Origin of the sequence: Paenibacillus sp. NPDC057967, assembly GCF_042887015.1 — a bacterium.
In the GTDB taxonomy this organism is placed as follows: Bacteria; Bacillota; Bacilli; order Paenibacillales; family Paenibacillaceae; genus Pristimantibacillus.
The window spans coordinates 567,748-593,063 of sequence record NZ_JBHVQB010000002.1; the positions used below are offsets into that span (position 1 = coordinate 567,748).

Below are 25,316 nucleotides of genomic sequence, written 5' to 3' on the forward strand. Positions count from 1 at the left end.
CATAAGTAATGAACCACATAAGCAAAGAGGTGATGACGTGTTCGATGAACGAAGTCCGATCTATCAGCAGATCGCTGATCAAATCAAGGCTGACATAGTATCCGGCGCATTGAAGGAAGAGGAGCAGGTGATGTCGACCAATCAGTATGCGGCGTTTTACCGGATTAATCCGGCTACGGCGGCGAAGGGCTTTCAGCTTTTGACGGAGGAAGGCATATTGTATAAGAAAAGAGGGATTGGCATGTTCGTAAGTGCAGATGCGCGGCAGACGCTGGTTCAAGCGCGCAAGGAACGTTTCTTCGAGGAAGTTGTTGACCGGATGGTCGAGGAAGCGAGACAGATCGGCGTACCGATCACAGATATATTGAACCATATTGAAAGCCGGAAGGAGGGCGAGGGACGATGACGCTAGGCATAGATATAAGAAGCGTAGGCGTTCATTACGGACGTACCGTAGCGGTGGACAATGTGTCCTTCAGACTGGAGGGCGGCAAAATCTATGGTTTGCTTGGACGGAACGGATCGGGCAAGACCAGCCTGCTGTCGACCCTAGCTTCCTTTAGGCAGCCTTCAACGGGTGAAGTGCTGATTGGCGGCAAGGTTGCATTCGAGAATGCGGAAATTATGAGTCAGGTATGCTTCATTCAAGAAAATGGCCATATGACGGACGGCTACAAGGTAAAGGATGCAATCAAACTGGCCGCAAGCTGCTGGCCGAATTGGGATGAGCAATATGCGAATCATCTGCTGAACCTGTATCAGCTTCCGCTTAAGAAGAGTATCTCCAGCTTGTCGAGAGGCATGAAGTCGGCGCTTGGCGTTACGCTTGGCCTGGCGAGCCGGGCTCCTGTTACGATATTCGATGAAGCGTATCTAGGAATGGATGCACCTACACGTTATGCCTTTTATGACGAGGTGCTTCGCGATTATATGGAGCATCCGCGTACCTTCATTCTTTCGACACATCTGATCGAAGAAGTGGGCAATTTGTTCGAAGAGGTGCTCATTTTGGATAACGGACGATTGCTCTTGCACGAAGAGTCGGAATCGCTGAGACAACGGGGCGTCTCCATTACAGGACCTGCTGAGCGGGTGGATGAATATGTGATTGGATTGCAAGTACTCGGAGAGCAGAAGCTTGGCAGAACCAAGTCTGTGACGGTATACGGAGAGTTGAATCAGGAGCATGTGAACCGCGCGCGTACGGAGGGACTAGAGCTTGGACCTGTGCCGCTGCAAGATCTGTTCGTACATTTAACGAAGAAAGGAGGCGGGGGAGTATGACAGCGAAGCGAAAGCACCCTGTACTCATTGTAGCAAGCAACCTATGGAATGGTTATCGGCTCTCGCTTATTGGATATTGGATCGTATTTGTGGCGATCTTTGTTGGCATTCACTTGGGCCTGCCAATCAATCTGTCAAAAGAGTTGGGAGTGGGGCAGGGCATCTGGACAGGCGCCAGTATCTCGCCGAAAATATACATTCTGGTGATTGGCATACTGCTGACACCCGTATCCTTGTCGAGCTTTGTCTCCAGCGGCATAACCCGCAAGCATTTTGTTGGAGGCGCCATCCTACTCTCTTTGCTTATGTCGTTCATAAGCGCTATAGTGATGATTATTGGCTTTCCTGTGGAGCGTTTGCTAACAGATTGGTTCGGAGGGCAGGAGATTCTGGTTACACCTCCGCTGCTGCAATCCGGCGTAGAGTTCTTCCTTGGATTTCTGGGTTATTTCGCTATTGGCTGGTTGATCGGAAGCAGTTTCTACCGTTTTAACTGGAAGAGTGGCATAGCCATCTCTATCTTGTCCCTTGTCCCTATTATCTTAATTGAAATGGTGAGCGGCACCGGACCGATCGAGCTGTTCGGCTACACCATAACAAGGCCGTCGATGTCCTTTGTAGTAGAAATGCTGCTCGTTCTGCTCATCGTCGGCATCATAATGGCATTGAATTATGGCATGCATCGTACGGTGGCCATTAAGCGCAAATTGATCTAAATGTTGTACTCCATTATGTCCTGATGCTTTTCACTTCTTCACGGGGTGAGAGGTAATCGGGACATTTTTTTTTGCAAAACAGCCCATTTAGACTGTTGCTATTATTTTTGGAATAGAGGAAAATGTTAGTAGGAAATTTTGCAGAAGATTGTCGAATTATGAAAAAAATATCAACGTGAAGAGGTTGGTCAACGGTGTCTATTATGGGGGAAATACGAGGGTTTATATATAAAGTCGCCATTACATTAGTTCTTTTGTCCTTGCTAGTTCCGGGGGCCCAGCTTTATGCGGAAGGCAAGGAGCAAGTCAATACCATTACGGAGTGGCAAATGCTCTGGGAGAAGCCCGGTGAAGAGATGACGATCGAGCAAGTCACCTCGTTAGGCGATCAAGGTGGATGGTTCCCCGTTAAGGCTGGCGAGGAGTATCCTGTCGTGCCCGATAACATAAAAACGGTGTGGATTAAATTCCAATTGCCTGAGTTGACACAGTTGCGTCCTGCTTTAGAAATTAAAAAATTGTATGCTAAAAATGTTGTTATTTATCTAGATAAAGATGTCATTTATGAGCGAAAAAGAGATTACTATTACGACTTGAATGAAATCGTACTACCCATCTCGAAAAGTGAATCTGGTCAGTATTTGTATTTTAAATTGGAAAAGCACATTGAACGAGTCGGTTTGAAGGAACAGATATATATTAATGAGTATAGTGAACTGACCAAAAGTGATATTAGGAATGATTTGATAGATGTGGTGCTTGGAGCTGCACTTATTTTTATTGCTTTTTTTATGATGGTAAGCGTGTTGTTTTTAAAAAAATCATTTTTACCTGGATGGAATTCATTATTTCTTGTCATGCTTTCTATAGGACTAATGATACTCACTTACTCTAATTTTCTAGATAAGAATTTCCCTGAGTTTGGAGCAGTTTTTTACATTTTGTTTGATATTGCATCATCCATCCTGCTGCCGTCATTATTTTTCTTTTTTGAACGAATGTTTGGAAGAGGTCCATGGGGATTAATTTCAAAGTTTAAAACGATTCAAATCTACTTTGCTCTCTTTTATTCGATGATGTTTATTCTTAGTTATTTTTCACCACTGATATCTGATTTGTATATAAATTTCGGTTTTATTTTTTTTGGTATTTCTATGATTTGTGGAAATATATTATTAATTGCTGCGCTTATATATCAATGTAGAAAAGGCAATAAGGAGGCAATTATTCTATCTGTAGGAATAAGCATATTTGCCGGTGTAAGCTTAATTGAAATTCTTTGGTATTTTTATAATCAAAAAATATACATCATGTTCTTTTGGAAAATCAGTATTCTATTTTTCCTTGCTTCTTTAATCATAATTGTAGTTCGCAGAGTGATGCTTAATTATGAGCAGGCCATTCAATATTCAAAACAAATCGAAATATTTAATAATGAATTACAAAGATCTGAGAAGATAGAGTTAATTAGTCATTTAGCGGCTTCCATTGCACATGAAGTAAGAAATCCTTTGCAGGTAACTCGAGGATTCTTGCAATTATTGGGGACAAAATCAAAAGAGGTGAAAGAAAGAAGTTATATGACGCTTGCAATTGATGAGCTGGATCGCGCGTCGGAAATTATCACTGACTTCCTTACTTTTGCGAAACCAGATATGGGTGACGTAATGCATTTAAATCTATCCGAAGAAATCCAAAAAATTGTTGCAATTTTAGCTCCATTAGCCACAATGTCCGGAGGATCAATAAAGATGTCGATAGACTCAGATTTAGTGGTAAAAGGTAATTCATCGAGATTTAAACAAGCGCTTATAAATATAATAAAAAATAGTATTGAAGCATTTGGAGAAAACGGTGAAGTTCAAATTACGGCAACTCGTACGTCAAATAATAGTCTAATTTTAAAGATTAAAGATAATGGAGAGGGAATAGATCCTGAAGATTTAAAACGCCTTGGCGAGCCGTATTATTCCAAAAAGACAAAAGGGACTGGACTAGGATTAATGGTTACTTACAGAATAATTGAGGCAATGAACGGGGAAGTTAAATTTTATAGCGACAAGGGTTCTGGTACTGAGGTATGTATCACCATGCCTGTAGTAAGTTAATAAGAGCAAAAATGACATTCAAATAAATTTGAATGTCATTTTATATGAAAATAAAAATAAATGAAAGACACTAGCTTAAAGCCATCTCGGTACGCAGACCTGAGATGTCAAACTATCTTTATCATCCGGCTTCTTAGGCAGAACCAGGTACAAAGTATCATCCGTTTCTTCCAGCACTTTGAGGTTGAACTCAGCCGGAATATCGATGCCAAATTCTTTTAGAATGGCTGCCTTCGGGTCAGTCAGCAGATGCAGTCTGAATGCGCTGTCCGCCCAAGCTTTTTCGATTACTTGCTCTCTTAATTGTTTTTCACGCTCGCTTGGCACCGTAATCATCCTCTCAAATATGTATAGGATTACCAAGACTAGGATAGCATGATTATTCGACATTTACTACAACTTTTTTACTATATTCTACACGTTTCTAGTCTTGTAGTTCTAGGAGGATGGACTTGTGTGTCGTTAGCGGAAAAAGTTAATGCCGCCGCCCAGCGCTTTTCGTTTCGTCGTTTCGATCCCGTCCGCTATTTGGCGAAGGCTGCTTACCATATAGTGATGGTATTCTTCGATGGCAGGGATGCGATGGCCAAGCTTCATCAGCCTGTCATGATTGCGACTTGCGATATCGGCATATCGGTTCATACAGCCGAGCACGTAGATGCGCGACCGAACTGCTTCTTCGGTCAGCGTACTATAGGTTAAGCCCGACTCGGAAGCAACCAACGCGAGCAGCCCGTTATAGCTGCCTTCAGACATATCCTCCTGCCAGTCCGCCCAGTCGTCCAGCATTTGCAAGGTCATCAGAGCCAGGTCGACCGATTGCTCGACTTCAGCAATGCGGTCCTCGGATCCGGCAAGCAAGCATGCGCCAACAGCTGAGATTTTCACGGGACCGGCCTTTCCGGCTGTACGAATCGGATCATGGACAAAGTAATCCGCTTCCGCCTCATTCACAACACAATCCGCCCAGACTGTCACGTAGCGGTCGTAGTAAGCCCAAAACGGACTTTCTGAAGGGAATAGCTCCCTGAACAGAGCGTACATCTCCAATTGCAGGAGGCTTGCCAAAGAAAGTTGAGACTTCACTTGCTTGATCTGCGTACTATCCATTACATCATCAAGAATAAAAAAGTAAAGCATGCCATATATATTGGCAAGCGCCAGACTATCACACTGCTCGTCCGAGATGCCTGTCATCTCCTGCATCCAGTACGGCAGCAGGACGCATATGTAGTCTTTGCCCTTATCCGAATCATCCAGCGGATTATAGTTCATCGCATACGCATGCCCAATGTCACCAAGCGGGCGAGGGAACTGTGCAATTCGCAACTGCGCTTCTCGGAATACGGAGCTCAAGCTGTTAACATGTCTTTGGTACCAGTCCATCGTAACCGATCTCCCGTTCATGAATAGAGTAGGATATAAGGAAACAAGCTTTTTTTTCTTACTATATCATGGCCGTAGGCAAGGCTCCTACAATTCCTGACAGAATATGAATTTATTTTGATGAAATCTTTTGTTTGATAGGTTGAGGAAAGCTGGAAAATCCAGTAGAATGAAGAAGGACTGATGACGTTCATCAAATTTTCACTTTTCTCTTTCATGAGAGGCTGAGCACAACTGGACTAAAGTCGAGGGTCATCTATTACCTGAGCAGGTTAATAATTTAGCGTTTCCTGCATTAAAGTTAATACCTAGAAGAGTTCTTTCATGTGGAGGTCAGAAAGTCATGAACAGAGATAAAGAAATATATGTATTGCTAACCGATACCGGAACCGTCTTAACGAAAATTATAAGAACCTTCACGAAAGATCCGCTTAATCATGCATCTATTGCTTTTGACAAGGATTTGGACGAAGTATATAGCTTCGGCCGGAAGAATCCAAGCAATCCTTTCTTCGCCGGATTCGTGAAAGAAAATGTGCGGGGCGATTTTTTCGAAGAATCGATGTGCGCGCTGTACCGCTGTAAGGTGAGCCAAGCGACATATAATAGCATTCGCAACCAAATACAGCATTTCGAACAATATCAAGATTTGTACAAATATAATTTGGTAGGCATGCTTGGTGTTGTGTTCAACATCGAGTGGGAACGGCGCTACGCCTACTTCTGCTCTCAATTCGTTGCTACGGTGTTCGAGAGAAGCGGTGTGAGTCTGGTAGACAAGTCACCACTGCTAGTGACGCCTGGCGATCTGCAGCATACGCCGGAGCTGGAGCTGGTCTATCACGGAAGACTGCATGCCTACACGGGCTTCGAGGGCATACCGGCAGCCAGCGCATTCCGTACCGCTTAATCCAAAAGATCTCTGCAGCAGAGGTCTTTTTTTGTTGCCGTATGATCTGCTCAACTCCCAGCCCATTCGAAAAGAATAGGTTTATTTTTCATGCGGCAATTTAGCAATTTCAATCGGTTTAGCAAATTCCACAGCCTCAAAACCCTTGATAGGACTGGATTTAGGGATACAATGTTCGAAAAGCAGAGCAAAAAGACGATAGAAATGAAAACGCTTTATTTACGATGCCGAGAAACTCTCTATACAATGTGAATCAGCCGGATGACGGTGAACTGCACCTATCAATCAAGCCAAACCATACCACAGGGAGGAAACAGAAATGTCAAAGAAGCTGATGACAGTTGTACTTGCTTTGACGCTGGTTGTATCGATGCTCGCAGCTTGCAGCAGCGGCAACAGCGGCGGCAATAGCCCGAGCGTGGCGCCGACACAGTCGCCATCGCCGACGAGCGACGGAGGCAACGACGGGGGAGAAGCGGTCAACCCATACGGGGATACAGGAGGGCTGACGCTCCCGCTCGTAGATAAGCCAACCACGCTGACCTGGATGCTTGTAAGCGAGAATCCGGTTAATGACAAGCTTATTGTGAAAGAAATTGAGAAACGTACAGGTATCAAGCTCAATATTCAGAATTACTCCTCGGCCACCTACCAGGATAAGCTGCGGATGACGCTTGCTTCAGGCAAGCTGCCGGATATCTTCCATGGTCTTAAGCCGGCTGAGCTGAAGAAGATCGGCCAGCAGAACGCCGTGGTCGCGATCAATGATTATGCAGACATGCTGCCGAACTTCAAGAAGCTGTATATCGACGAGAATCCGTCGGTTATCGCCTCCCATGGCGATCAGAATGGCAAGCTGTACAGCTGGCCGATCTATAATATGAACCGCGACGTCAATCATGGCATGATGTTCCGTCAAGACATCTTCGACAAGCACGGAATCCCGGAGTGGACGAATACGGATGAGTTCTATGACGCGCTCAAGAAACTAAAGGAGCAATACCCGGATTCGTACCCCATGGCATCCAAGACGAAGGAATACATTTTCCGCGATCTGGCTTATGGCTGGGGGCTCGGCGGAGCAAGCTATCCTGCCTATTATGATGAGTCGGAGAAGCTGTGGAAGTTCGCTTCTACGCAGCCGCAGCATAAGGAAATGCTCGATTTCCTGAAGAAGCTGTACGACGAGAAGCTGCTTGATCCCGAATTCCTGACCGATACGCCGGATTCCTGGACGTCGAAGATGACGACAGGCAAGTCGTTCGTGACCTGGGACTGGATCGGACGCCTGGACTTGTTCTACAACCAGATTAGCGCGGAGAACCCGGAATACAATTTGCGTTACGGCAATCCGATTGGACCGACAGGCAACAATAGGACGCTGCCTAAAATCGATACGAGCTTCGGTATTGCTGTCGCTAACAATCAAAACAAGGAAGCGGCACTTAAGCTGCTGGATTATTTGACGAGTCCGTCAGGCGCCGCGCTTGTTACGCTTGGCGTGGAAGGCGAGACGTTCAACTTCGACGCAAGCGGCAAGCCGGTCTATCCGGAGCTGTCTGATCTTCCGCTGGTTGATATTAAAGTGCTGGAAGACCGTTACGGATTATGGCTGGAAGGCATGTATCTGGCTCCTGACCGCCGCTCCGTCTATTATAACTTCACCGAAAAGGAACAGGAGGCGCAGGACAAGATCGTATCGGCGAACAAGTTCGAGCCGATGGACCCTGAGCTTAATCTGACGGATGAAGAAATCGCTATTGTCGCGGAATACCAGGTCGCGCTGGAGAAAGCGGCCAATGAGTTTAATGCAAAGTATATCCTGAACAAGTCGTATGGCGAGAAAGAGTGGACGGAATGGCAGAAGACAGCAGAGAAGCTGGGCGAGAGCAAGTATATGGAAGTCTACAACGCGGCTCAGAAGCGACTGGACGCTGCAGCGAAATAACGATCGGTTAGGATGATGCGAGCGGCGTCTGTCCCAAATCACAAGCGAATGCCGCCGCCATCCTCGTTAGGAGGGAACGACACATGCCAAGTCCAGTCACCGGGACGACGGTCCAGAAGCATAAGAAGCGTTCCGCTTCATTCCGATCGCGGCTGCATGCGACTTGGAAGCATATGAAGCGCGACCGGCAGCTTCTGATTCTATTTATTCCGTGCATTGTATTTTATCTGCTGTTTCGCTACGGTCCGTTGTACGGACTGATCATTGCCTTCAAGGATTACAGCGTCTTTCAAGGCATAATGGGAAGCGATTGGGTAGGACTGAAGCATTTCACCAAGTTTTTTACGAGCGATGATTTCTATCTCTTGTTCAAGAACACGTTATTACTGGGCTTCTATTCGCTCCTATTCGGATTTCCATTTCCGATTATTCTCGCGATTTTGCTTAATGAGGTTCGGGTGAAATGGTTCAAAAAATCGGTGCAAACCTTCACCTATCTCCCGGCCTTTCTATCCGTGGTCATTATCAGCAGCATGATCATTGATTTCTTGTCGCCGGGCAGCGGCATTATTAATCAGATCATCGCATGGCTCGGATTGGAGAAAATCTACTTTCTCATCCTGCCGGAGTGGTTCAGAACCGTCTACGTTGTATCTGATATATGGTCGACCGCCGGCTATGAAGCGATCATCTATTTGGCTGCAATCTCAGGCATTAGCCCAACGCTGTACGAAGCGGCGAGGGTGGACGGCAGCAGCAGACTGCGCAGCATCTGGCATATTACGATACCGGGCATCTTGCCGACGGTGCTCATCATGTTCATTCTGAAGACGGGCTCGATGATTCGCGTCGGCTATGAAAAAGTGCTGCTGCTCTACACACCAACGACCTATGAGGTAGCAGACGTCTTCTCAACCTTCGTCTATCGCAAAGGCTTGCTGGAGACGAACTACAGCTATGCTGCGGCGGTCGGCATGTTTGAAGCGTTGATTGCTATGATCATGCTGCTAACCGCTAATTTCATCAGTAGAAGGCTAGGAGGGCGCGGCTTATGGTAGGGGAATCGAGAATTACGCTATTTGGCGTGTTCAATGGATTGGTGCTCACGATTGCGGCTTTGGTGACGCTGTATCCGATCGTCTATATATTCGCGATCTCGCTCAGCGGCACGTCCCAGGTCATTCAAGGGAACGTATGGCTGTATCCAATCGACGTGAATTTCAATGCGTATGTGGATGTGCTGAAGGATGCCCGCATTCCGCGCGCCTATCTGAATACGATCTTTTATACGACGCTGGGCACTTCCATTAACCTGCTTGTAACGGCGATTGCCGCATATCCGCTATCGAAACCTGATTTCCTGTGGCGGAAGTATTGGATGTTCGGGATTGTGCTGACGATGTTCCTCAATCCCGGCATCATTCCGAACTACTTGATCGTCTCCGAGCTTGGCCTGACGGATACGGTCTGGTCGCTGGTCATCCCCAATGCGATCTGGACGATGGAGCTTATTATATTGAAGAGCTTTTATGAGAGCATGTCCTCGCAAATCCGTGAAGCAGCGCTTATTGACGGCGCTTCGGAATACCGGATCTTGTTCAACATCGTCATTCCGCTGTCGAAGCCGGCGCTTGCCTCTATCGGCCTGTTCTACTTCATGGGGCATTGGAACAGCTTTTTTCTGCCGATGATTTATTTGAATGATTCGGATATGTATCCGCTCCAGGTCGTGCTTAGAGATATGCTGATCTTTAATGAAGGCAGCGGGGCGAGCTTGGTGGATGCCTCCGCGCTTGCGCCGCAAGCGAAGAAGAATGCCACAATTGTATTGTCGATGGTGCCAGTATTGCTTATCTATCCGTTTGTGCAAAAGTATTTTGCCAAGGGCGTAATGTTGGGAGCGGAGAAGGGGTAATTCATCTCGATGTAGAAATAGATGGGATACAGCATGAGAAGAAAGGGTGGCCGACAGGATGAAGCGACTATTGAAAAATCAAGGGACCTTCCAGATTTTCTTCGCTATGCTGCTTGTCATCGGAATCATGGTGATCTCCATGTACTATCTCTACAGAAATTCAATCTCGGGCATCTACGACCGGATGACGGAAAACAATTCGTTAGCCGTGAAGGCGATGATCGGCTCCTTCGACAACAACTTCCGATCAATCAACAATCTGATTCATTCTATTCATATGCTGCCCTACAATGTGCTGGAGCCGGGCGAAGACGGGCATGTGGATATGTCGGATGTTTATTTGCTGCAAGACAATCTGTCATCGCTTGTGTCTTCGGTAGACTTTATCGAGGACGCAGTCATCTTCTACGATGATCAGGAACTCGTCATCACATCCACAGGGACGAGCAGCATGACGCAATTTTTCAACCAAAAGTACAAGCATGACCGGTTCAATGCCACCTACTGGCGCACTTATATGAAGGAGAGAAATTCGTTCAAGCTGTTTCAGGGCGATTACTACCGCATTTCTTCGGATACATTCAAAGAAACGACCAAAAAGCTCATGATTGCAGCAGGCGGCAATAAAGTGAGATTGTCCAATAAAAATGTCATGCTGCTTATTAATGAAAAGGCATTCATGAAGCAAGTCAGCCAGAATCTGATGATTCCAGGCGCTTCGCTCATCGTTCTCGATCAGAATCAGCAAGTCGTGTACAGCACCGATTCGGCGCTTAATATGACCGGGATGATGGAAGAGGTTTATTTGAGCTCGACCCAGGAAACCTCGCTGACACGGGAAAATTACGAATATCATTTCTATAAATCGGATTTTAACGAGTTTATCTATATCGAGAAAATTCCGTTCCAGTTCCAGAACATCGATTCCGTCTCGCAGGCGAACCGTCTTATTATGTTTACAGCTATCTTATGCGCCATCTTGCTGTCCATCCTGCTTAGCATCTATCTGAACAAGCCGGTGAAGCGCATCCTGCATCAGCTTGGCGGTCGGCATAGCGGTAATGATTTTGCGAAAATTCTTAGCGGGATCAAGCATATGCAAGCGGAGAACGACACGTATAAAAAACAACTGGCTTTTGTCGATGGAGAGGCGCGCAGAGGCATTCTATTGCTGGCGCTGGATCATCGCGAGCTGTCGGCTGAGCATGAATTGCTCATCCAGCGTTATGAAGCGGATTTCTTCCTGAACAAGCAGTTCGTCATGGTCATGTTCCGCTGGAGCGCTCCGGCACAATCGGGGGATGGGACACAAGCATCGGCCGAGTCGATTGCGGAGCTGCTCCGGACGGGGCTGCGTGAGAGGCAGGCTATGGCGAACGTCTACCATGAGCGAGAGCTGCAATTCCTGGCGCTGATTGGCATCAGGGGGGCAAGCGAGCGAGAAACCTTGTTCAAGCTGCTCGGCTTGCTGCTCGGACAGCTGCAGCAGGGTGAGCTGTCCGGTTATACCGGAATCGCATGCGTAAGCAAGGTGTATCCGTCGGAGCTCGCTAATTGCAGCAGGGCCTATCAGAGCCTGGCGAATGCCATGGCCTATCGGCATGTGAATGAGCGGGCATCCATTATTGATGCGAGCAAGCTGGAGTATGAATGGAGCATGCCGCTTCCAATCGAGAAGCTGGAGAAGCTGGCCAGCTTCGTGATGAACGGCAAGCTGAAGGAGAGCAAAACAATCGTTACGGAGACGATTCGCGAGACGGCGGAGCGGAATGTGCATCAGCACCAATTCGCTTATATCGCGAAGTCGCTGTTCTATGCCATGGTTCGCCACGCAGCCCCTTCCGCCAACCGGAATGATGAGTTGTACTTGCTTGAAAGTGAGTTTCTCCGCACTGTAGAGTCGGGAGCAAGCCCGGAGAAGCTGGAGCAGCTTCTGCATGATGCAGCGCAGCACATCGTTCATCACAGCGAAGCGGCTGAACCGGCGAGCAAGCTGAACAAGGCTTACGTCTCTCAGTACATCGAACTGAACTATATGCGGAATTTGTATCTGGATCAGCTGGCAGAGGTAACGGGCACTTCGCCTAAGTACTTCTCCAGTTACTTCAAAAAAACGTTCGGCGTCAATTATGTGGAGTACTTGAACAAAGTGCGGCTGTCCCATGCGCGTGAGCTGCTTAAGCATTCCAATTACAGTGTGTCGGAGATCGGAGAGAAGACGGGATATTTGAACTCCTCTACCTTTACGACGACGTTCAAAAAATATTATGGCATCTCGCCGAGCGAATATCGCAAGCAAAAACAAAATACGGGCTGACAAGCATGGGAGGCAAAGAAGATGAAAGCAGTTGCCACGCAGCACGGAAAGATCGTAATCGCCGATATGGCGGTAGCGGAGACGCCGCCGGGCCATGTGCTTATTCGAACGGAATATTCGGCGATCAGTCCCGGCACGGAGATGGGGTTTGTTACTCGCGGCTCAGATACGCTCACCCCGCTAGGCTATAGCGCAGTGGGCATTGTGGAAGACGTGGGCGAAGGCGTAAGCGGCGTGCAACGGGGCCAGCGGCTCGCTTGCTACGGCGTGCCTTATGTTCGCCATGCCGAGTGGTTGAATGTGCCGACTAATCTGACGGCCGTCGTGCCTGATCATGTTGATCCGAAGGAGGCGGCCTTTGCGGGACTCGGTGCGATTGCTGTTCATGCGCTGCGCGTAGCGGATCTTCAATTTGGCGAATCAGCGATTGTCGCGGGACTTGGTACGCTTGGCAATCTGATTACGCAGATTGCCAGTGCTGCTGCGATTCGGACCGCCGGCATCGACGTAACCGAAGAACGTGCGGCCATGCTGAGAAGCCAGGGCTATCCGCATATGTATCACGATGCAGCGGAGTTAACCAGCAATCTTGGCGATGCGGCAGGAGCAGGGGGAGCGGACGCGGTATTGCTATGCGCTGGTGGTCCGGGCGAATCGCTGATTAATCAGGGGTTGGAGTGGATTCGGGATCGCGGCAAGGTCATCATTGTCGGTGATCTGTCCATGACGTACTCCAGAGCGCTCATGTTCGCCAAGGAAGCCCAGATTCTGATCTCGCGGGCTGGCGGTCCGGGACGCTACGACAAGCAATATGAATTGGAGAACCGGGATTATCCAAGCGGCCATGTTAGGTGGACGGAAGGCCGCAATATAGCGGAATACATCCGCTTGCTGGGAGAAGGGCGCATCTCGATGAAGCCGTTGATTACAGATATCTATCCGCTAGAGCATGCTTCGGAAGCTTACGATAATTATAGAAGCCCGGGGAAGTCAATTGCTACGCTGATTCGCTACGAAGCGGACGAATCATAAGCAGCGGGCAGTACTGACCATAGTAGGTTAGGAGTTCCTAATCGAAATCGCCAATGTAACCATAAGATAGGAGATGATGTTATTGTCCGGTTCTGTGATCAAGAGTAACGAGACGGTATTGTTTATCGGGGACAGCATAACTGATGCTGCCCGCGACTATCATGACCCGCATAGTCTGGGAAGCGGCTATGCGTTCATGGCGGCCGGTCTGTTCGGCGCTATGTATCCTGAGCTTGGCGTGAAGTTCTTAAACAGAGGTATCTCCGGCAATCGCGTTATCGATCTGGAGGGCCGCTGGCAGGAGGACTGCCTTGCGCTGAAGCCTGATTGGGTTAGTGTCATGATCGGCATTAATGATGCGATGAGACGCTATGACCGTGATCAGCATCTGCCAACAGAGACCTTCATCGGCATCTACCGGAAGCTGCTTCTGAAGACAGTGGAGACCTGCGGGTCGAAGCTTATCCTCGTGGAGCCTTTTGTGCTCCCTCATGCGGAAATTCACCGGCAATGCCGTGAGGATCTCGATCCGAAGATTCATGCGATTCGCGATCTGGCGGAGGAGGTAGGGGCTATCTATGTGCCGCTGGACGGCTTGTTCGCGCAAGCGAGAGCAAGAGCTTCCATTGAATATTGGGCGCCGGATGGCGTCCATCCTACACCGGCCGGACATGCGTTGATGGCTAGAGCTTGGCTTCAAGCGGTTGGAGCCAGCGGCCCCCTCTGAGTGCTTGCATGACTGTGAACGCAGCTGTACAATAGATTACCACGTACCGTTCGAACGGCGCGGTCATGCAGACAGATTCAGGAGGGAAGAAACCAATGAGTGGATTCACATTAGAAACACCCTTTTCTATGAAAGGACTCCAGCTTCGCAACCGCACAGTTATGGCACCGATGTGTCAATACAGCGTTACGAAGAAGGACGGGATCGCCAATGAGTGGCATTACTTGCACTATACATCCCGTGCGCTAGGAGGCATTGGCCTTATCATCGTGGAGATGACGAATGTCGAGCCTGACGGCCGGATTTCCGACCAATGTCTGGGCTTGTGGTCCGATGACCACATTCCGGCGCTGAAGCGTATTGTGGACGCTGCGCACGCGCATGGCGCCAAGATCGGCATCCAGATCGCGCATGCAGGACGGAAAGCGCAGGATGCCGCACAGCCTGTAGCGCCATCGGCTATCGCTTTCGACGAGACGTACAAACAACCGCGCGCTCTGACGACGGATGAAGTCAAGGATATGGTCAAGAAATTTGGCGACGCCACCCGCAGAGCGGTAGAAGCAGGGTTCGATACGATCGAGCTGCATGGCGCGCATGGCTATCTAATGCACCAATTCCATTCGCCGCGCACGAATACGCGCGACGATGAGTACGGACAAGACCTGACGTTATTCGGCCGAGAGGTCATTGCTGAAGTGAAGAAGCATATGCCGGAAGATATGCCGTTATTATTACGCATCTCTGCGCTCGAATACGTCGAGGACGGCTATGGCATCGATTACGGTATCGAGCTATGCCGCACCTATCTGGAAGCGGGCGTCGACCTGCTTCATATCTCGACGGGCGGTGAAGGTACGCCGACACCTGCCAAGCGGCCGAAGGTAGAGCCGGGCTTCCAGTTGGAAGCTGCACATGCGGTGAAGGTGGCGCTGGGCGTTCCCGTAATCGCTGTCGGCATGCTGGACGATCCTCACTTCGCGGCTGAGGTGCTCGCGACAGGCAAGTCCGATCTGGTCGCGATTGGCCGCGGATTATTGCGCGACCCGTATTGGGCCATTCATGCGATCAAGGAAACGGGAGGCGACTTCCGCGCGCATGTGCCGACAGCCTATATCCGTGGTTACTAAGCTTCGATTATGAATTTAGGAGCTGGCTGCTCGTCCACATGACGAGCGGGCCGGCTCTTTTTTTTGCTCGCGCAGGATCTCCTCTTTGCCACTAGACTATTTGGATTAATTGTGAGAATCTTAACCTAAGAACTGGAGGGATCGTTCATGAAGGGACAAGGCATACTGATATCGGCATTCGCATTTGCGCTGGTCATTGCTGTATTTGCAGTCATCAATGTGGATCAAGTGCAAGTTAACTTTCTATTCGCCAAGACGAATACGCCGCTTATTCTGGTTATTCTAGTATCGACATTGCTTGGCGGTCTGACGGTAGGCTTGTTCGGCATGCTGCGCATTTATAAGCTGCAGAAGACGGTTAAGTCACTGGAGAAGCGTATCGCCGAGCAGCCAGACGCATCGGATAAGTTCGAAGCGAGCTTCGCATACGACGCGAAGGAGAATGAAGCTTCCGAGGAACAGCCGGAGAGCCAGCCGGATGGAGAAGACGAGAGCAAACGCTAAGGTGTGAGAGCATGAAAGCCATCTATACATATGTAAGACATGAGGATGAAGCGGAGTTATGTGGGCTGGAGCTTCACTCTATGTTCGGGGACGGGGCGACCATCGGTCACGGTATCGTATCGTCGGCAAGCGAAGTCTCGCCGTCCGTGAACAGAAGTCCATTCTTCAAGCGACGCATCGAGGTTATCGAGGAGGCGGCGAGCCTGTCTGAACTGACCGAGCGTCTGGCCCTGCTCCAGCCTGTCAGCGGAACCTTCAAAGTGCTGTATACGGAAGGGGACGAGCATCACGCTTATGAAGAGCGTCGAACGCTGGAGAGAATGGCGGGTTCGGTGCTGAAGGGGCAAGCGGAGATGCGCAGGCCGGACAAGCTCTTCGGGCTGATCCGGTATAAGGGAAGCTGGCTGTTCGGTCCTTGCGAGGACGCTGAATCGCATTGGCTGAAGCATCAGGGTAAGCCCCAGAACTATTCCACCGCGCTTCCTACCCGCGCTGCGAGAGCGATCGTGAACATTGCTGCCGGGGAGCAAAGTCTACAGTCCCTGCACATGATCGATCCATGCTGCGGCATGGGAACAGTACTGATCGAAGCGATGTCGATGGGCATCGCAATCGATGGCATTGACCGGAATCCGCTTGCAGTGCGGGGAGCGAGGTTGAACCTGTCCCACTTCGGCTATCCGAATACGGTAAGGCTGGGTGATATGCGGGATGAGACGAAGCGCTATGACGCGGCAATCGTGGACATGCCTTATAATCTATGCTCCGTCTTGCCGGAGGAGGAGTCGCTGGATATGCTGCGCGCGGTGCGCAGAATAGCAGGTCTGGCGGTAATCGTCACCACGGAAGACATAACGGAGCGTTTCAAAAAAGCGAATTTCCGGTTAAGGAATCAGGTAAGGCTGACGAAAGGCTCTTTTACACGATATGTAAGTGTAGTAGAATAGAATGGATTGGAGCATAAAGCGAGGTGAACCCTATGTCTACGAATGAACAAAACGAAGCTCAGCCATCCAAGGCGCTAAGTCAGGCCGAGCGTGCCAAGCAATTACTGGCTCAGAAGAAACAAGCTGCATCTGGCGGCAAGCCAGGCCAGAAACACCTATCTACGGGGACTCAGGAACTGAAGAGCCAGAACACCAAAAAGGTTAACAACCAGCGCAAAAAAATGGGCGTATAACACGCAATATCACCTGAACGGGACGTCAGCCGCGTATGCGGATGGCGTTCTTTTTATATTCGCGGATTCGCATCTCGCCGAATGGGTGAATAGGATATAGCCTAATCTGTCGTGTGAACGCTATCAATGGCATACACGCATGGGTAATAACGATATTGGGACGTATAGCCGGGTTACAGGTGTGGTCGGAACTGACAGCGAAATTCAAGAATGATTATCCCGGAGTCCCCGCATAATGAGGATAACGATTCACATCGATTATTCACTGGAGGGATTCTCTATGGCAGCCAATACATCGTCGCTCCGCGTCTATCTGCTTGCCGGAGTAAAGACAACCCCTTGCGCCTTTAACGAATGCCAAGCCAGGCTTACTGAGCAGCTGCACTCTGAGGGAATCGAGCATACGATCCAAGTGCTGTTTCCCTATGGAGATGCCAGCCGAAGCTTGATGAGACAACTGCTCGAGGTCAAGACGGATTTGTCCAACCGGATGCGGGCAGGCCGAATCGGCGGCAAATATGTATGGCAGCAGATCAAGGATACCGTCAAAGGTGAGAAGGCGCTGTTCATCGGTCACAGCGGAGGCGGCGCCGCAGCCTATCAGGCCGCTCGAATGCTGGAAGAGGAAGGAACGGTACGGGATTTCCGTGTTGTACAGGTGGGATCGCCTCGCACGCCGATTCACCCAACTCTGAGGGAACGCGTAAGTTATTTTCACTCCATTGACAGCTTGGGCAAGCTGAATGATCCCATCAGCCGAATTGGTAGCTGGGGCGGATGGACAAGGTCAGGACGAACAGTCCCGACCTGGAATCGGCTCAAGTATGCGCCGGGGTACGTCGAAGGTATTCCGACTGTAGGCGGACATGCGGATTACTTCCGCAATACGGAGCCGTTCATGGACATGGAGGCGGTATGCAATCTGGATAAGACGATCGGACGGGTGCGGGCGTGGTTGAAAGAATGGTTGTAATCCATTAGACTGAAGGTAAGCATCATTACCAGAAACGATTGCTTCGGCAGTTGGTTGGAAGAGGTGGTTATCTTATGGCTAATACACATACGTTCTCCAAGGGCGAGGAGATTGCTAATGCAATCACACATGGGATTGGAGCGCTGCTCAGCATAGCGGCACTCGTGCTGCTTATCGTCTTTGCATCGCTGAAGGGTACGGCTATGCATGTCGTCAGCTTCACGATCTATGGCTCCGCCATGCTCCTGCTTTATTTGGCTTCGACCCTTGTCCATAGCTTTCCTGTGGGAAAGGCCAAGCGTGTATTCGAGTCGCTTGACCATTCATTCATCTATGTCTTTATTGCGGGCACTTATACGCCTATTCTGTTCCATATCGTTCAAGGCGCGCTTGGCTGGGTCTTGTTCGGCATCGTATGGGGGATTGCCATCGTCGGAACGGTATTCAAGTCGATCTTTCCGTCCAGATATCTGTTCACCTCGACGATCCTGTATATCGCGATGGGCTGGATTATCGTATTCGCATGGAAGCCGTTAACTACGCATCTGGCGCCAGGCGGACTTCAATTGCTCATAACTGGCGGCATTCTGTATACGGCAGGGACCATCTTCTATATGTGGCGCAGCTTTCCCTATCATCATGCGGTATGGCATCTGTTCGTACTGGCAGGATCGATTGTTCACTTCTTTGCGATTCTGCTCTACGTACTGCCGGCATAAACATATCTCTTATTCATCCTCAACAGCTGGACACCAGCCCGGAGGCTCGGCACACATCAGTGCTGCGTCTGCGGGCTTTTCTTTGGCCAGATCGGCGAAATAGCCGGATAAGATATGATTGGCGGAGACGGAGCCCATACGGAAGGAGCGCTGCACCTCGCCTTTCACATGCAAATAAAAATATGTGCCTTTGGTTCTGGGCGACTGATAGACGAGCGGAGGCAAATGAGGGACGATATCGAATTCATTCTGGAAACGGAAGTGTACGGGTACGATGTAATTGTAGGCTTGAACGAACTTCGGATCGCCGACTCGCGGGGCGCCAAAAGTGTAGACCATAGGAGCGGAAAACGGTGTGTTCGTAGCAATATCCAGCGCGGCCAGCGTAGCCAAGGCGCCTCCTAGACTATGGCCCGTAATGAAAAGAGGTTTATCATAAGGAAGCTGTCCAAGCAGAGCATGCACTTGGTCACGCGCAGACATATAAATATCGGTAAACCCTTTATGCGTCAGCCCGGCATTGCGGACTGGACGATATACAGTTTGATGGGCAATGAAATCGGATACCCAATCGACAGCGGAGCCGGTGCCCCGGAAGGCTAATATGGCGCATTGTTCGGATACAATCAAAAAGCCGAATCGTTCCTGGCGCTGATCATAGGCGTTTGCGGCTGTAAATTCCCCTACCAGACTGTATGTGCGGGGGACTAGGAACAAGCCGTCTTCCTTGTTGTTGAATTGTACGTAAGTCTGTCCGCAAATTGCAGCCATAAATAGCGCGCTACCCAGCTCCGGCTCAATCCCACGAGCATGCTCAGACTCTGACATCATCGTTATCCCTCCGTCACAACCGACTGATGAGATAGTGTATGTCGAGAGCCCAGGATAGGTACCAGCGGAATCCCAATGAAAAACGTTCCCGAATAAATCACGATTACACGCGATTTTTACGGGAACGCTGAGTATTGGTATGAGAAGAATCTGAAGGAGCTGCCGTATGAGAACGTTTGGACGGCTTCTTTCGTTTGCCATGGAGGCGCGAGCGCCCTTCCTGCGCATCGGAAGCAGAATCGGAATCCGTCAGAAGGGGGGGCCCGCCTTTTTTGTTCAGCAGATCGCCGGTCCAGCCTTTCTTATATAACCAGATGTAGATACCGATTGTAATCGCGAATATACTGATTACCATGGCTGCGAATCCCCAAGGATGATTCTTGAAGGGGAGCTTGTCGAAGTTGCTTCCCATAAGCGAACCTGCAATGGTAGCAGGCAGGAACAGCACGGTGAAAATCGTCAGTGTCTTCATAATGTCATTGCCCCGGAAGCTGGATATGGCGTCATCCATGGAGATGAGCGTATCAATCTCCAGCGCATAATGCTTCAGCAGCGACTCGATGCGCTCCAGCTTATGCGTAATCCGGATGAAAGCTTCTTTCTCCTCCAGCGTATCCGTGAATGATTCTTTGGCTGCGCCGTACACCTCGCGAAGCGGAATGAACAGATGGCTCCAATGCAGAAGATCGTAACGTCTCTCGAAGATGACATCGAGTAAGCCGGTCTGATTACGCTGTCTCATCGTCTTCTCCAGCTCGCCGAGTCTTCGCTCGAATCCGTCTAGTCCATTGTGGAAAGTCTTCAGCAGCACGCCCATCATAATGAAAAAAGCTTCCGGCGCAATCTGGCACTCGTCATATTTCAGCGTATAGCTGCCGGATTGCAGCCTGAGCGGGATGCGCATATCCTCATGCATCGTAATGAGCCGTGTTCCAGATAACCAGAAGTGGAATGGCTGCACATCGGATTGATCTTCCGTTACTTGAATCATTATGGTGCCGCATATAAGCGGGCCAATATCCGGTTGATCGTCCACATAGATATGATTGGTTCGTCTGCCCTGGCATTCATCCAGCCAAATGGCACATTCCGGAAATTCGCCTTTCAATTCGGCAATATGCTCTTCAGCTTGTGTCTGCGTCTCGGACATCGAAGGTTTTGGTTTCGCACGTTTCAGTTCAGGAGAGACTTGGCCTCTTGCGGCGGCCTTCCTGCTCGGGAGCGGCTGCTGATCCAGGGACTCGTATCTGGCTTGCTGAACGACATGCCATTCCCAGCCCGCGGGATAACGAAGCATCCGATGAATCATTCTTCCATCCCCCTTCTCCGTTTTCTCCCATATCTACTCAACATCATACCCCGAATTTGGCTAACCGCACAACCTGCCACACTCGATCTGACGTTATTTGTCAAATTTCTGCCTCAAACGACATATTCGACTGATTCCTAACTGCATTGGGCATACCATCTTTAGGGACAATCACTTCAAAAGAAGGGAAGCGGACGATCTTCATGGCCAAAAAAATTGGATTATTCGAAAGGCAGCAGGATGTCATAGCGGCAATCGGTGAGCTTGAACAAGCGGGCTTCACGCCGGGCGAGATGCTGATTCTGACCAAGGACTGGGAGCATTCCAGACGAATCGAGACGGAGACCGATACCCATGTGGAGGAAATGCGTGAGCTGGAGGAGACAGGTACAAGGGGAGGAGAGCTAAGCTATATGGGCCTAGTGATCAATCCAAGCAATGGCTATCCCAATGTGGCGGGCGGATACGGAATGACTTCATTCCTGGATTCGGCAGGCGGCGGATGGAATGCCAACTATTCCACTGGAGCGCCTCTTGGTTTTATCGACAATAGCAGTACCCGCGCTTATCAGGCTCTCGGGCTTGACAGCAAGGAGTCGCAGCTTTGCTCGGAAGCCGTAAGAGCGGGGGCGATTGCTTTTATTGTGGAGACGGATGAAAGCAAGTCGTTGCTCGACAAGGACGGCGGCCCTGATCTCTCCAAGCTCGGTATTGCAGAAGCGGCTTTCCGCCGCTGCGGCGCGTACCGGATTGCAGACGGAAGCTAAGAAGGTGGAAGAGAAGTTGAAGGAGACGCATAACGATTCCTTATCGTATGGCAGTGACTATCATTACCTTCCGGTAACATCGCTGGAGAGCGGCGACATTCATGAGGTGGCGCCGGATGTTGCGGGATATACGGTTCAAATCGTGAACATCTGTTTTATCGGAAAGCCGGAGCAAGCAGAATGGGTACTGATCGATGCCGGAATGCCGGGCTCAGCAGATGGTATCATCGCTGCAGCAGAGCGGCGATTCGGGAGTGGCAAAGGGCCGCAAGCGATCATTCTGACGCATGGCCACTTCGACCATGTTGGCGCGATTATTGAGCTAATCAGACATTGGCGTATGCCTGTGTACGCCCATCCCTCAGAAATTCCGTATTTGACCGGGCGACAGAGCTATCCTGAGCCTGATGCAAGTGTCGATAGCGGGCTGGTTGCCAAGCTGTCGCCTTTGTTCCCGACTCGTCCGATTCAATTAGGCGAATATATTCACCCGCTGCCCGATGATGGGACGATCCCGCATCTGCCCGAGTGGAAATGGCTGCATACCCCTGGACATACGCCAGGGCATATATCGCTATTCCGGGAGCAAGATCATGTATTGATTGCCGGAGATGCTTTTGTCACCGTAAAGCAAGAATCGCTGTATAAGGTATTCACACAAGAAAAAGAGATCAGCGGCCCGCCTAAATACCTGACAACCGATTGGGAGCTTGCCCATCAATCTGTCCGCAAGCTGGAGGCGCTGAAGCCGCGTTCCGTCATTACCGGACACGGCATGCCGATGAAGGATGACGAGCTTGCAGCTCAATTGACCCGGCTTGTGGATCGCTTTGCCGAAATTGCCGTCCCTCGCCAAGTAAAATATGTCCACTAACGCAGGCCTCTGCTGTATGCTTTGGCGCGCTAAGCGTATGTAATGGGATGGCCTTCAAAATAAACTATTTGCGCAATGCGTATATGTACGGCCCGATTGTTATCAAGGGTGAGCTGGATATGATCAACCGCTATACCGGACAACACACCGGATAACAAGCCGGCAGTTGTCATAATGGATACAGCCAGGCCTTTATGCCGCCCGAGATGATCCACATATACGGGATCAAGGCTGGTTACGTATTGCATTGCTTGCGGGATAGCGGCAGCGGGCTGAATGGGTGTTCCGGCAGCAGGCATGCCGCCTACGAAAGCAGGCTGCACGATGGGAGCAAGATGGGAGGCGACTCTTGCCATGAGCGAGGCCGGGTAAGCGGCTGCAAGCTGTTCATGATGGCCTGTCGGACGCTGGGCATAGTGCTGCTGATTCATAAGGACAACCTCCTGTCAGATTCTAGGTTCTGCCGGATCGCATTGGGGTTGTGCAATATCTCCGCTTTGGGACAGCTTAAGCAGATAATAGCATTCCTCCCGGTACATGTGATTGGGCATAAGCGGATCAATACGGCTGAGCAGCTCTTCGCCTAGCTCCAGCTCTTCCAGTTCTTTCAGAAAGGACATGAACACCTTCATCTCCATATTGACGTCGTTATGGAATTTACCCAATACAGGATAGCGTTCTCGCATCGTGCGGAAGTAACCGACCAGCTCGATCGCTTTCATATAATACTGGGTAAAGTGCTTTTCGAACTTCTGACTTTTCTTGATTAGCCGCTTCTCGACCGCATCCAGATCCATGGCGATTGCTGCAGCATGTCCCGAGGCGTCCTGCAGCCAGAGCAGATCATGATGAAGAGAAGGGAACTGAGGGACTCCTTTTCCCTCCAGCAAAGAGGCTAGAATTCTCGCATACTCTTCCAGTTCATTCACCATATGATTCAGGAAAGTGGGCGTCAAGCCAATCTTGACCTTGCCCTGCAGGGATCGATCCAACAGATCCAGCTTGAAGGAACGAAGCTGCCCGGTCAGGTTGTCAGCTGCCGCATTCAGCTCGGCCAGGGGAAGCGATTGTTCCCTTGCTTGCGTCAGCAACTGATCGAAATGATGAATGAATCGTGAGGCGGTCTGGATATCCTTTAATTCTACGGGCGATAACGCGTTATAAATGAATCTGGCATGATCGCCCAAAATTTGCAGCCAAAATCGGTGCTCGAACCAAGCATGTTCATCCATATGTACGATCCCTCCCTTCATTAGCCTATGGGTAGGAAACCTTGTCTTATTCATATTCTGACAGCATGGGAACGGAATTATATTGAGCCTAACCGTACAAATTAATCGGTGTAGACCTCTGAGGGCTGCGTTGCGGCGCTTTCGTTCATTAAATCTTTGTCATCCCAATATAGAATGGGGAATAAGCGTGAGCGATAAGAAGAAATGGGATCTGGCGGCTCTAGCCTCCATTCCCCTCATAATGACGCTCGCCAATTCCATGTTAATCCCTGTTCTGCCCCTGATGCAGAAGAAGCTGAACATAACGGCCATTCAATCCAGCCTGATCATTACGGTGTATGCCGCGGTCTCGATTATATGCATCCCGATTGCGGGCTACCTGTCGGATCGTTTTGGCAGAAAGCTCATTATTCTGATCGGTTTAACGATTGCGGCAATCGGAGGCATTATATCAGGGTTAGGAGCATGGCTGTTGCAGGAGCAAGCGGCTTATTATGTTATCTTGGGCGGGCGGCTCGTACAGGGATTGGGAGCGGCTGGAGCGTTCCCGATTGTACTTCCTTTGGTTGGAGATATGTTCCGCAGTCAACAACAGATCAGCAGCGGACTCGGCATGATTGAGACATCCAACACATTCGGCAAAGTGCTAAGCCCTATTCTTGGATCGGCTTTAGCGTTGATTGTCTGGTTTATGCCGCTTGCCGTTATTCCGCTGTTCTCTGCGATCTCTATAATAGCGGTCGCTTATTTCGTTAAGGTGCCCAAGCCGAAGAAGCAGAAGAAGGACAGTCCGCAAGGGTTAGGGGAATTTGTGAAAAATACGAAGGATATTCTGGCGCAAAATCGCTGGCTCTATGGCATATTCGCAATTGGCGGCATCTTGATGTTTGTGATGTTCGGGTTCCTTTATTACTTATCATCCGTATTGGAAGAGCATTATCATATAGACGGGATATGGAAGGGGCTCTTGCTGGCGATACCGCTTTGTGCCATCTGCTTATCCTCTTTCATTGCCGGCAAGCTGGTTGGAGAGAACAAGCCGAAGATGAAGTGGTTCTCTGTCATCGGGGCGGTCCTTCTGACAGCGAGTATGCTGACATGCGGGCTTGTGAATACGAAGAGCATTATATTTCTCATATCGGTCATGTTCGCCGGAGGCGTTGGAATCGGATTATCACTGCCAAGCTTGGATGCACTCATAACAGAAGGCGTCGAGAAGGAGCAGCGGGGTACCATTACATCTCTATATAGCAGCATGAGATTTATTGGTGTGGCCGTCGGACCGCTAACAGCTTCCGCTCTCATGAGTCATGAGGAATGGTTGTTTTATCTGTTAGCGGGTGTAGCGTTGATATGCTCCGTGGTTGCCCTGTTCGGAATCAAGCCCGGAAAAGGAAAGGGCAAGAGGAAAAAGGCGGTGGCATGAATCTCTATTGTAATAAGTAAGGAGTAAG

At 49.6% G+C, this 25,316-nt stretch carries 26 protein-coding genes; 20 read left to right on the forward strand and 6 right to left on the reverse strand.

The window, feature by feature from the left end; all coding sequences use genetic code 11:
• Window positions 1-37 precede the first annotated feature (37 nt).
• From ACFVSO_RS06960 to ACFVSO_RS06975, 4 genes are all read left to right on the forward strand, one after another.
• Window positions 38-406, forward strand: coding sequence for a GntR family transcriptional regulator (locus ACFVSO_RS06960; protein ID WP_387471475.1), 369 nt, complete (start codon window positions 38-40; stop codon window positions 404-406).
• On the forward strand, window positions 403-1,284 hold the full coding sequence (locus tag ACFVSO_RS06965; protein WP_387471477.1) for an ATP-binding cassette domain-containing protein: 882 nt from the start codon (window positions 403-405) through the stop codon (window positions 1,282-1,284). Before ACFVSO_RS06960 ends, ACFVSO_RS06965 begins: the two co-directional genes overlap by 4 nt.
• Complete coding sequence (locus tag ACFVSO_RS06970) at window positions 1,281-2,000, forward strand: hypothetical protein (protein WP_387471479.1); 720 nt, start codon at window positions 1,281-1,283, stop codon at window positions 1,998-2,000. Before ACFVSO_RS06965 ends, ACFVSO_RS06970 begins: the two co-directional genes overlap by 4 nt.
• 203 nt (window positions 2,001-2,203) lie before the next feature.
• Window positions 2,204-4,108 (forward strand): ATP-binding protein, encoded by a 1,905-nt coding sequence (locus ACFVSO_RS06975; protein ID WP_387471682.1) that lies wholly within the window; start codon window positions 2,204-2,206, stop codon window positions 4,106-4,108.
• Window positions 4,109-4,183: 75 nt separating this feature from the next.
• On the opposite strand, the gene ACFVSO_RS06980 is transcribed toward ACFVSO_RS06975, so the two are convergent.
• Both ACFVSO_RS06980 and ACFVSO_RS06985 read right to left on the reverse strand, forming a co-directional pair.
• Window positions 4,184-4,435, reverse strand: coding sequence for an NHLP leader peptide family RiPP precursor (locus tag ACFVSO_RS06980; protein ID WP_387471481.1), 252 nt, complete (start codon window positions 4,433-4,435; stop codon window positions 4,184-4,186).
• A 135-nt stretch (window positions 4,436-4,570) separates the two neighbouring features.
• Window positions 4,571-5,494 carry a hypothetical protein gene (locus ACFVSO_RS06985; protein WP_387471483.1) on the reverse strand — a complete coding sequence of 308 codons (924 nt, stop codon included), beginning with the start codon at window positions 5,492-5,494 and terminating at the stop codon, window positions 4,571-4,573.
• A gap of 343 nt (window positions 5,495-5,837) precedes the next feature.
• On the opposite strand from ACFVSO_RS06985, the gene ACFVSO_RS06990 reads away from it, so the two are divergent.
• The 13 genes from ACFVSO_RS06990 to trhA all read left to right on the forward strand — a co-directional run bounded on the left by ACFVSO_RS06990 (window position 5,838) and on the right by trhA (window position 18,849).
• The gene (locus ACFVSO_RS06990; RefSeq protein ID WP_387471485.1) at window positions 5,838-6,404 is read left to right on the forward strand and encodes a hypothetical protein; all 567 of its coding nucleotides are present in this window, start codon (window positions 5,838-5,840) and stop codon (window positions 6,402-6,404) included.
• 319 nt (window positions 6,405-6,723) lie between these two features.
• Window positions 6,724-8,352 (forward strand): extracellular solute-binding protein, encoded by a 1,629-nt coding sequence (locus ACFVSO_RS06995; protein ID WP_387471487.1) that lies wholly within the window; start codon window positions 6,724-6,726, stop codon window positions 8,350-8,352.
• A gap of 173 nt (window positions 8,353-8,525) precedes the next feature.
• The gene (locus ACFVSO_RS07000) at window positions 8,526-9,410 is read left to right on the forward strand and encodes an ABC transporter permease (protein WP_387471684.1); all 885 of its coding nucleotides are present in this window, start codon (window positions 8,526-8,528) and stop codon (window positions 9,408-9,410) included.
• Window positions 9,404-10,267: a carbohydrate ABC transporter permease gene (locus tag ACFVSO_RS07005; protein WP_387471489.1), complete on the forward strand. Its 864-nt coding sequence runs from the start codon at window positions 9,404-9,406 to the stop codon at window positions 10,265-10,267. Before ACFVSO_RS07000 ends, ACFVSO_RS07005 begins: the two co-directional genes overlap by 7 nt.
• A gap of 58 nt (window positions 10,268-10,325) precedes the next feature.
• The gene (locus ACFVSO_RS07010) at window positions 10,326-12,584 is read left to right on the forward strand and encodes a helix-turn-helix transcriptional regulator (RefSeq protein WP_387471491.1); all 2,259 of its coding nucleotides are present in this window, start codon (window positions 10,326-10,328) and stop codon (window positions 12,582-12,584) included.
• A gap of 21 nt (window positions 12,585-12,605) precedes the next feature.
• Window positions 12,606-13,616, forward strand: coding sequence for a zinc-dependent alcohol dehydrogenase (locus ACFVSO_RS07015; RefSeq protein ID WP_387471493.1), 1,011 nt, complete (start codon window positions 12,606-12,608; stop codon window positions 13,614-13,616).
• Between the two features lie 82 nt (window positions 13,617-13,698).
• Window positions 13,699-14,343, forward strand: a complete 645-nt coding sequence (locus ACFVSO_RS07020) for an SGNH/GDSL hydrolase family protein (RefSeq protein WP_387471495.1) — start codon at window positions 13,699-13,701, stop codon at window positions 14,341-14,343.
• A 95-nt stretch (window positions 14,344-14,438) separates the two neighbouring features.
• Window positions 14,439-15,473 carry an NADH:flavin oxidoreductase/NADH oxidase gene (locus tag ACFVSO_RS07025; protein WP_387471497.1) on the forward strand — a complete coding sequence of 345 codons (1,035 nt, stop codon included), beginning with the start codon at window positions 14,439-14,441 and terminating at the stop codon, window positions 15,471-15,473.
• 147 nt (window positions 15,474-15,620) lie between these two features.
• Complete coding sequence (locus tag ACFVSO_RS07030; RefSeq protein WP_387471499.1) at window positions 15,621-15,977, forward strand: LapA family protein; 357 nt, start codon at window positions 15,621-15,623, stop codon at window positions 15,975-15,977.
• A gap of 11 nt (window positions 15,978-15,988) precedes the next feature.
• Window positions 15,989-16,924: a TRM11 family SAM-dependent methyltransferase gene (locus ACFVSO_RS07035; protein WP_387471501.1), complete on the forward strand. Its 936-nt coding sequence runs from the start codon at window positions 15,989-15,991 to the stop codon at window positions 16,922-16,924.
• 32 nt (window positions 16,925-16,956) lie between these two features.
• Window positions 16,957-17,157, forward strand: a complete 201-nt coding sequence (locus ACFVSO_RS07040; protein ID WP_387471503.1) for a hypothetical protein — start codon at window positions 16,957-16,959, stop codon at window positions 17,155-17,157.
• Window positions 17,158-17,437: 280 nt separating this feature from the next.
• Complete coding sequence (locus tag ACFVSO_RS07045) at window positions 17,438-18,130, forward strand: hypothetical protein (RefSeq protein ID WP_387471505.1); 693 nt, start codon at window positions 17,438-17,440, stop codon at window positions 18,128-18,130.
• 74 nt (window positions 18,131-18,204) lie between these two features.
• Window positions 18,205-18,849: a PAQR family membrane homeostasis protein TrhA gene (gene trhA / locus ACFVSO_RS07050; protein ID WP_387471507.1), complete on the forward strand. Its 645-nt coding sequence runs from the start codon at window positions 18,205-18,207 to the stop codon at window positions 18,847-18,849.
• A gap of 9 nt (window positions 18,850-18,858) precedes the next feature.
• Here the strand turns inward: trhA and ACFVSO_RS07055 are convergent, their stop codons facing one another.
• Both ACFVSO_RS07055 and ACFVSO_RS07060 read right to left on the reverse strand, forming a co-directional pair.
• Window positions 18,859-19,680, reverse strand: coding sequence for a lipase family protein (locus tag ACFVSO_RS07055; RefSeq protein WP_387471509.1), 822 nt, complete (start codon window positions 19,678-19,680; stop codon window positions 18,859-18,861).
• A gap of 103 nt (window positions 19,681-19,783) precedes the next feature.
• Window positions 19,784-20,989 (reverse strand): magnesium transporter CorA family protein, encoded by a 1,206-nt coding sequence (locus ACFVSO_RS07060; protein WP_387471511.1) that lies wholly within the window; start codon window positions 20,987-20,989, stop codon window positions 19,784-19,786.
• A gap of 203 nt (window positions 20,990-21,192) precedes the next feature.
• On the opposite strand from ACFVSO_RS07060, the gene ACFVSO_RS07065 reads away from it, so the two are divergent.
• A complete protein-coding gene (locus tag ACFVSO_RS07065) occupies window positions 21,193-21,756 on the forward strand; it encodes a hypothetical protein (RefSeq protein ID WP_387471514.1) in 564 nt (187 codons plus the stop codon).
• Complete coding sequence (locus ACFVSO_RS07070) at window positions 21,644-22,630, forward strand: MBL fold metallo-hydrolase (protein WP_387471516.1); 987 nt, start codon at window positions 21,644-21,646, stop codon at window positions 22,628-22,630. Before ACFVSO_RS07065 ends, ACFVSO_RS07070 begins: the two co-directional genes overlap by 113 nt.
• 29 nt (window positions 22,631-22,659) lie before the next feature.
• Here ACFVSO_RS07070 and ACFVSO_RS07075 read toward each other — a convergent pair whose 3' ends face one another.
• Window positions 22,660-23,061, reverse strand: coding sequence for a DUF2642 domain-containing protein (locus ACFVSO_RS07075; protein WP_387471518.1), 402 nt, complete (start codon window positions 23,059-23,061; stop codon window positions 22,660-22,662).
• Window positions 23,062-23,076: 15 nt separating this feature from the next.
• Complete coding sequence (locus ACFVSO_RS07080) at window positions 23,077-23,862, reverse strand: DUF2935 domain-containing protein (RefSeq protein WP_387471520.1); 786 nt, start codon at window positions 23,860-23,862, stop codon at window positions 23,077-23,079.
• Between the two features lie 187 nt (window positions 23,863-24,049).
• Between ACFVSO_RS07080 and ACFVSO_RS07085 the strand changes: the two genes are divergently transcribed.
• A complete protein-coding gene (locus ACFVSO_RS07085; RefSeq protein WP_387471522.1) occupies window positions 24,050-25,288 on the forward strand; it encodes an MFS transporter in 1,239 nt (412 codons plus the stop codon).
• Window positions 25,289-25,316: the final 28 nt, after the last annotated feature.

What these genes read in the sequence shown, in the direction of transcription:
- ACFVSO_RS07005 (WP_387471489.1), top strand. Translation starts at nt 9,404, where the DNA reads ATGGTAGGGGAATCGAGAATTACGCTATTTGGCGTGTTCAATGGATTG.
- ACFVSO_RS07000 (WP_387471684.1), top strand. Translation starts at nt 8,526, where the DNA reads ATGAAGCGCGACCGGCAGCTTCTGATTCTATTTATTCCGTGCATTGTA.
- ACFVSO_RS07045 (WP_387471505.1), top strand. Translation starts at nt 17,438, where the DNA reads ATGGCAGCCAATACATCGTCGCTCCGCGTCTATCTGCTTGCCGGAGTA.
- ACFVSO_RS07060 (WP_387471511.1), bottom strand. Translation starts at nt 20,989, where the DNA reads ATGATTCATCGGATGCTTCGTTATCCCGCGGGCTGGGAATGGCATGTC.
- ACFVSO_RS06985 (WP_387471483.1), bottom strand. Translation starts at nt 5,494, where the DNA reads ATGGACTGGTACCAAAGACATGTTAACAGCTTGAGCTCCGTATTCCGA.
- ACFVSO_RS07035 (WP_387471501.1), top strand. Translation starts at nt 15,989, where the DNA reads ATGAAAGCCATCTATACATATGTAAGACATGAGGATGAAGCGGAGTTA.
- ACFVSO_RS07030 (WP_387471499.1), top strand. Translation starts at nt 15,621, where the DNA reads ATGAAGGGACAAGGCATACTGATATCGGCATTCGCATTTGCGCTGGTC.
- ACFVSO_RS07065 (WP_387471514.1), top strand. Translation starts at nt 21,193, where the DNA reads ATGGCCAAAAAAATTGGATTATTCGAAAGGCAGCAGGATGTCATAGCG.
- ACFVSO_RS07015 (WP_387471493.1), top strand. Translation starts at nt 12,606, where the DNA reads ATGAAAGCAGTTGCCACGCAGCACGGAAAGATCGTAATCGCCGATATG.
- ACFVSO_RS07040 (WP_387471503.1), top strand. Translation starts at nt 16,957, where the DNA reads ATGTCTACGAATGAACAAAACGAAGCTCAGCCATCCAAGGCGCTAAGT.
- ACFVSO_RS06970 (WP_387471479.1), top strand. Translation starts at nt 1,281, where the DNA reads ATGACAGCGAAGCGAAAGCACCCTGTACTCATTGTAGCAAGCAACCTA.
- ACFVSO_RS06990 (WP_387471485.1), top strand. Translation starts at nt 5,838, where the DNA reads ATGAACAGAGATAAAGAAATATATGTATTGCTAACCGATACCGGAACC.
- ACFVSO_RS06995 (WP_387471487.1), top strand. Translation starts at nt 6,724, where the DNA reads ATGTCAAAGAAGCTGATGACAGTTGTACTTGCTTTGACGCTGGTTGTA.
- ACFVSO_RS07025 (WP_387471497.1), top strand. Translation starts at nt 14,439, where the DNA reads ATGAGTGGATTCACATTAGAAACACCCTTTTCTATGAAAGGACTCCAG.
- ACFVSO_RS07075 (WP_387471518.1), bottom strand. Translation starts at nt 23,061, where the DNA reads ATGAATCAGCAGCACTATGCCCAGCGTCCGACAGGCCATCATGAACAG.
- ACFVSO_RS07070 (WP_387471516.1), top strand. Translation starts at nt 21,644, where the DNA reads ATGAAAGCAAGTCGTTGCTCGACAAGGACGGCGGCCCTGATCTCTCCA.
- trhA (WP_387471507.1), top strand. Translation starts at nt 18,205, where the DNA reads ATGGCTAATACACATACGTTCTCCAAGGGCGAGGAGATTGCTAATGCA.
- ACFVSO_RS06965 (WP_387471477.1), top strand. Translation starts at nt 403, where the DNA reads ATGACGCTAGGCATAGATATAAGAAGCGTAGGCGTTCATTACGGACGT.
- ACFVSO_RS07080 (WP_387471520.1), bottom strand. Translation starts at nt 23,862, where the DNA reads ATGGATGAACATGCTTGGTTCGAGCACCGATTTTGGCTGCAAATTTTG.
- ACFVSO_RS07055 (WP_387471509.1), bottom strand. Translation starts at nt 19,680, where the DNA reads ATGATGTCAGAGTCTGAGCATGCTCGTGGGATTGAGCCGGAGCTGGGT.
- ACFVSO_RS07010 (WP_387471491.1), top strand. Translation starts at nt 10,326, where the DNA reads ATGAAGCGACTATTGAAAAATCAAGGGACCTTCCAGATTTTCTTCGCT.
- ACFVSO_RS06975 (WP_387471682.1), top strand. Translation starts at nt 2,204, where the DNA reads ATGGGGGAAATACGAGGGTTTATATATAAAGTCGCCATTACATTAGTT.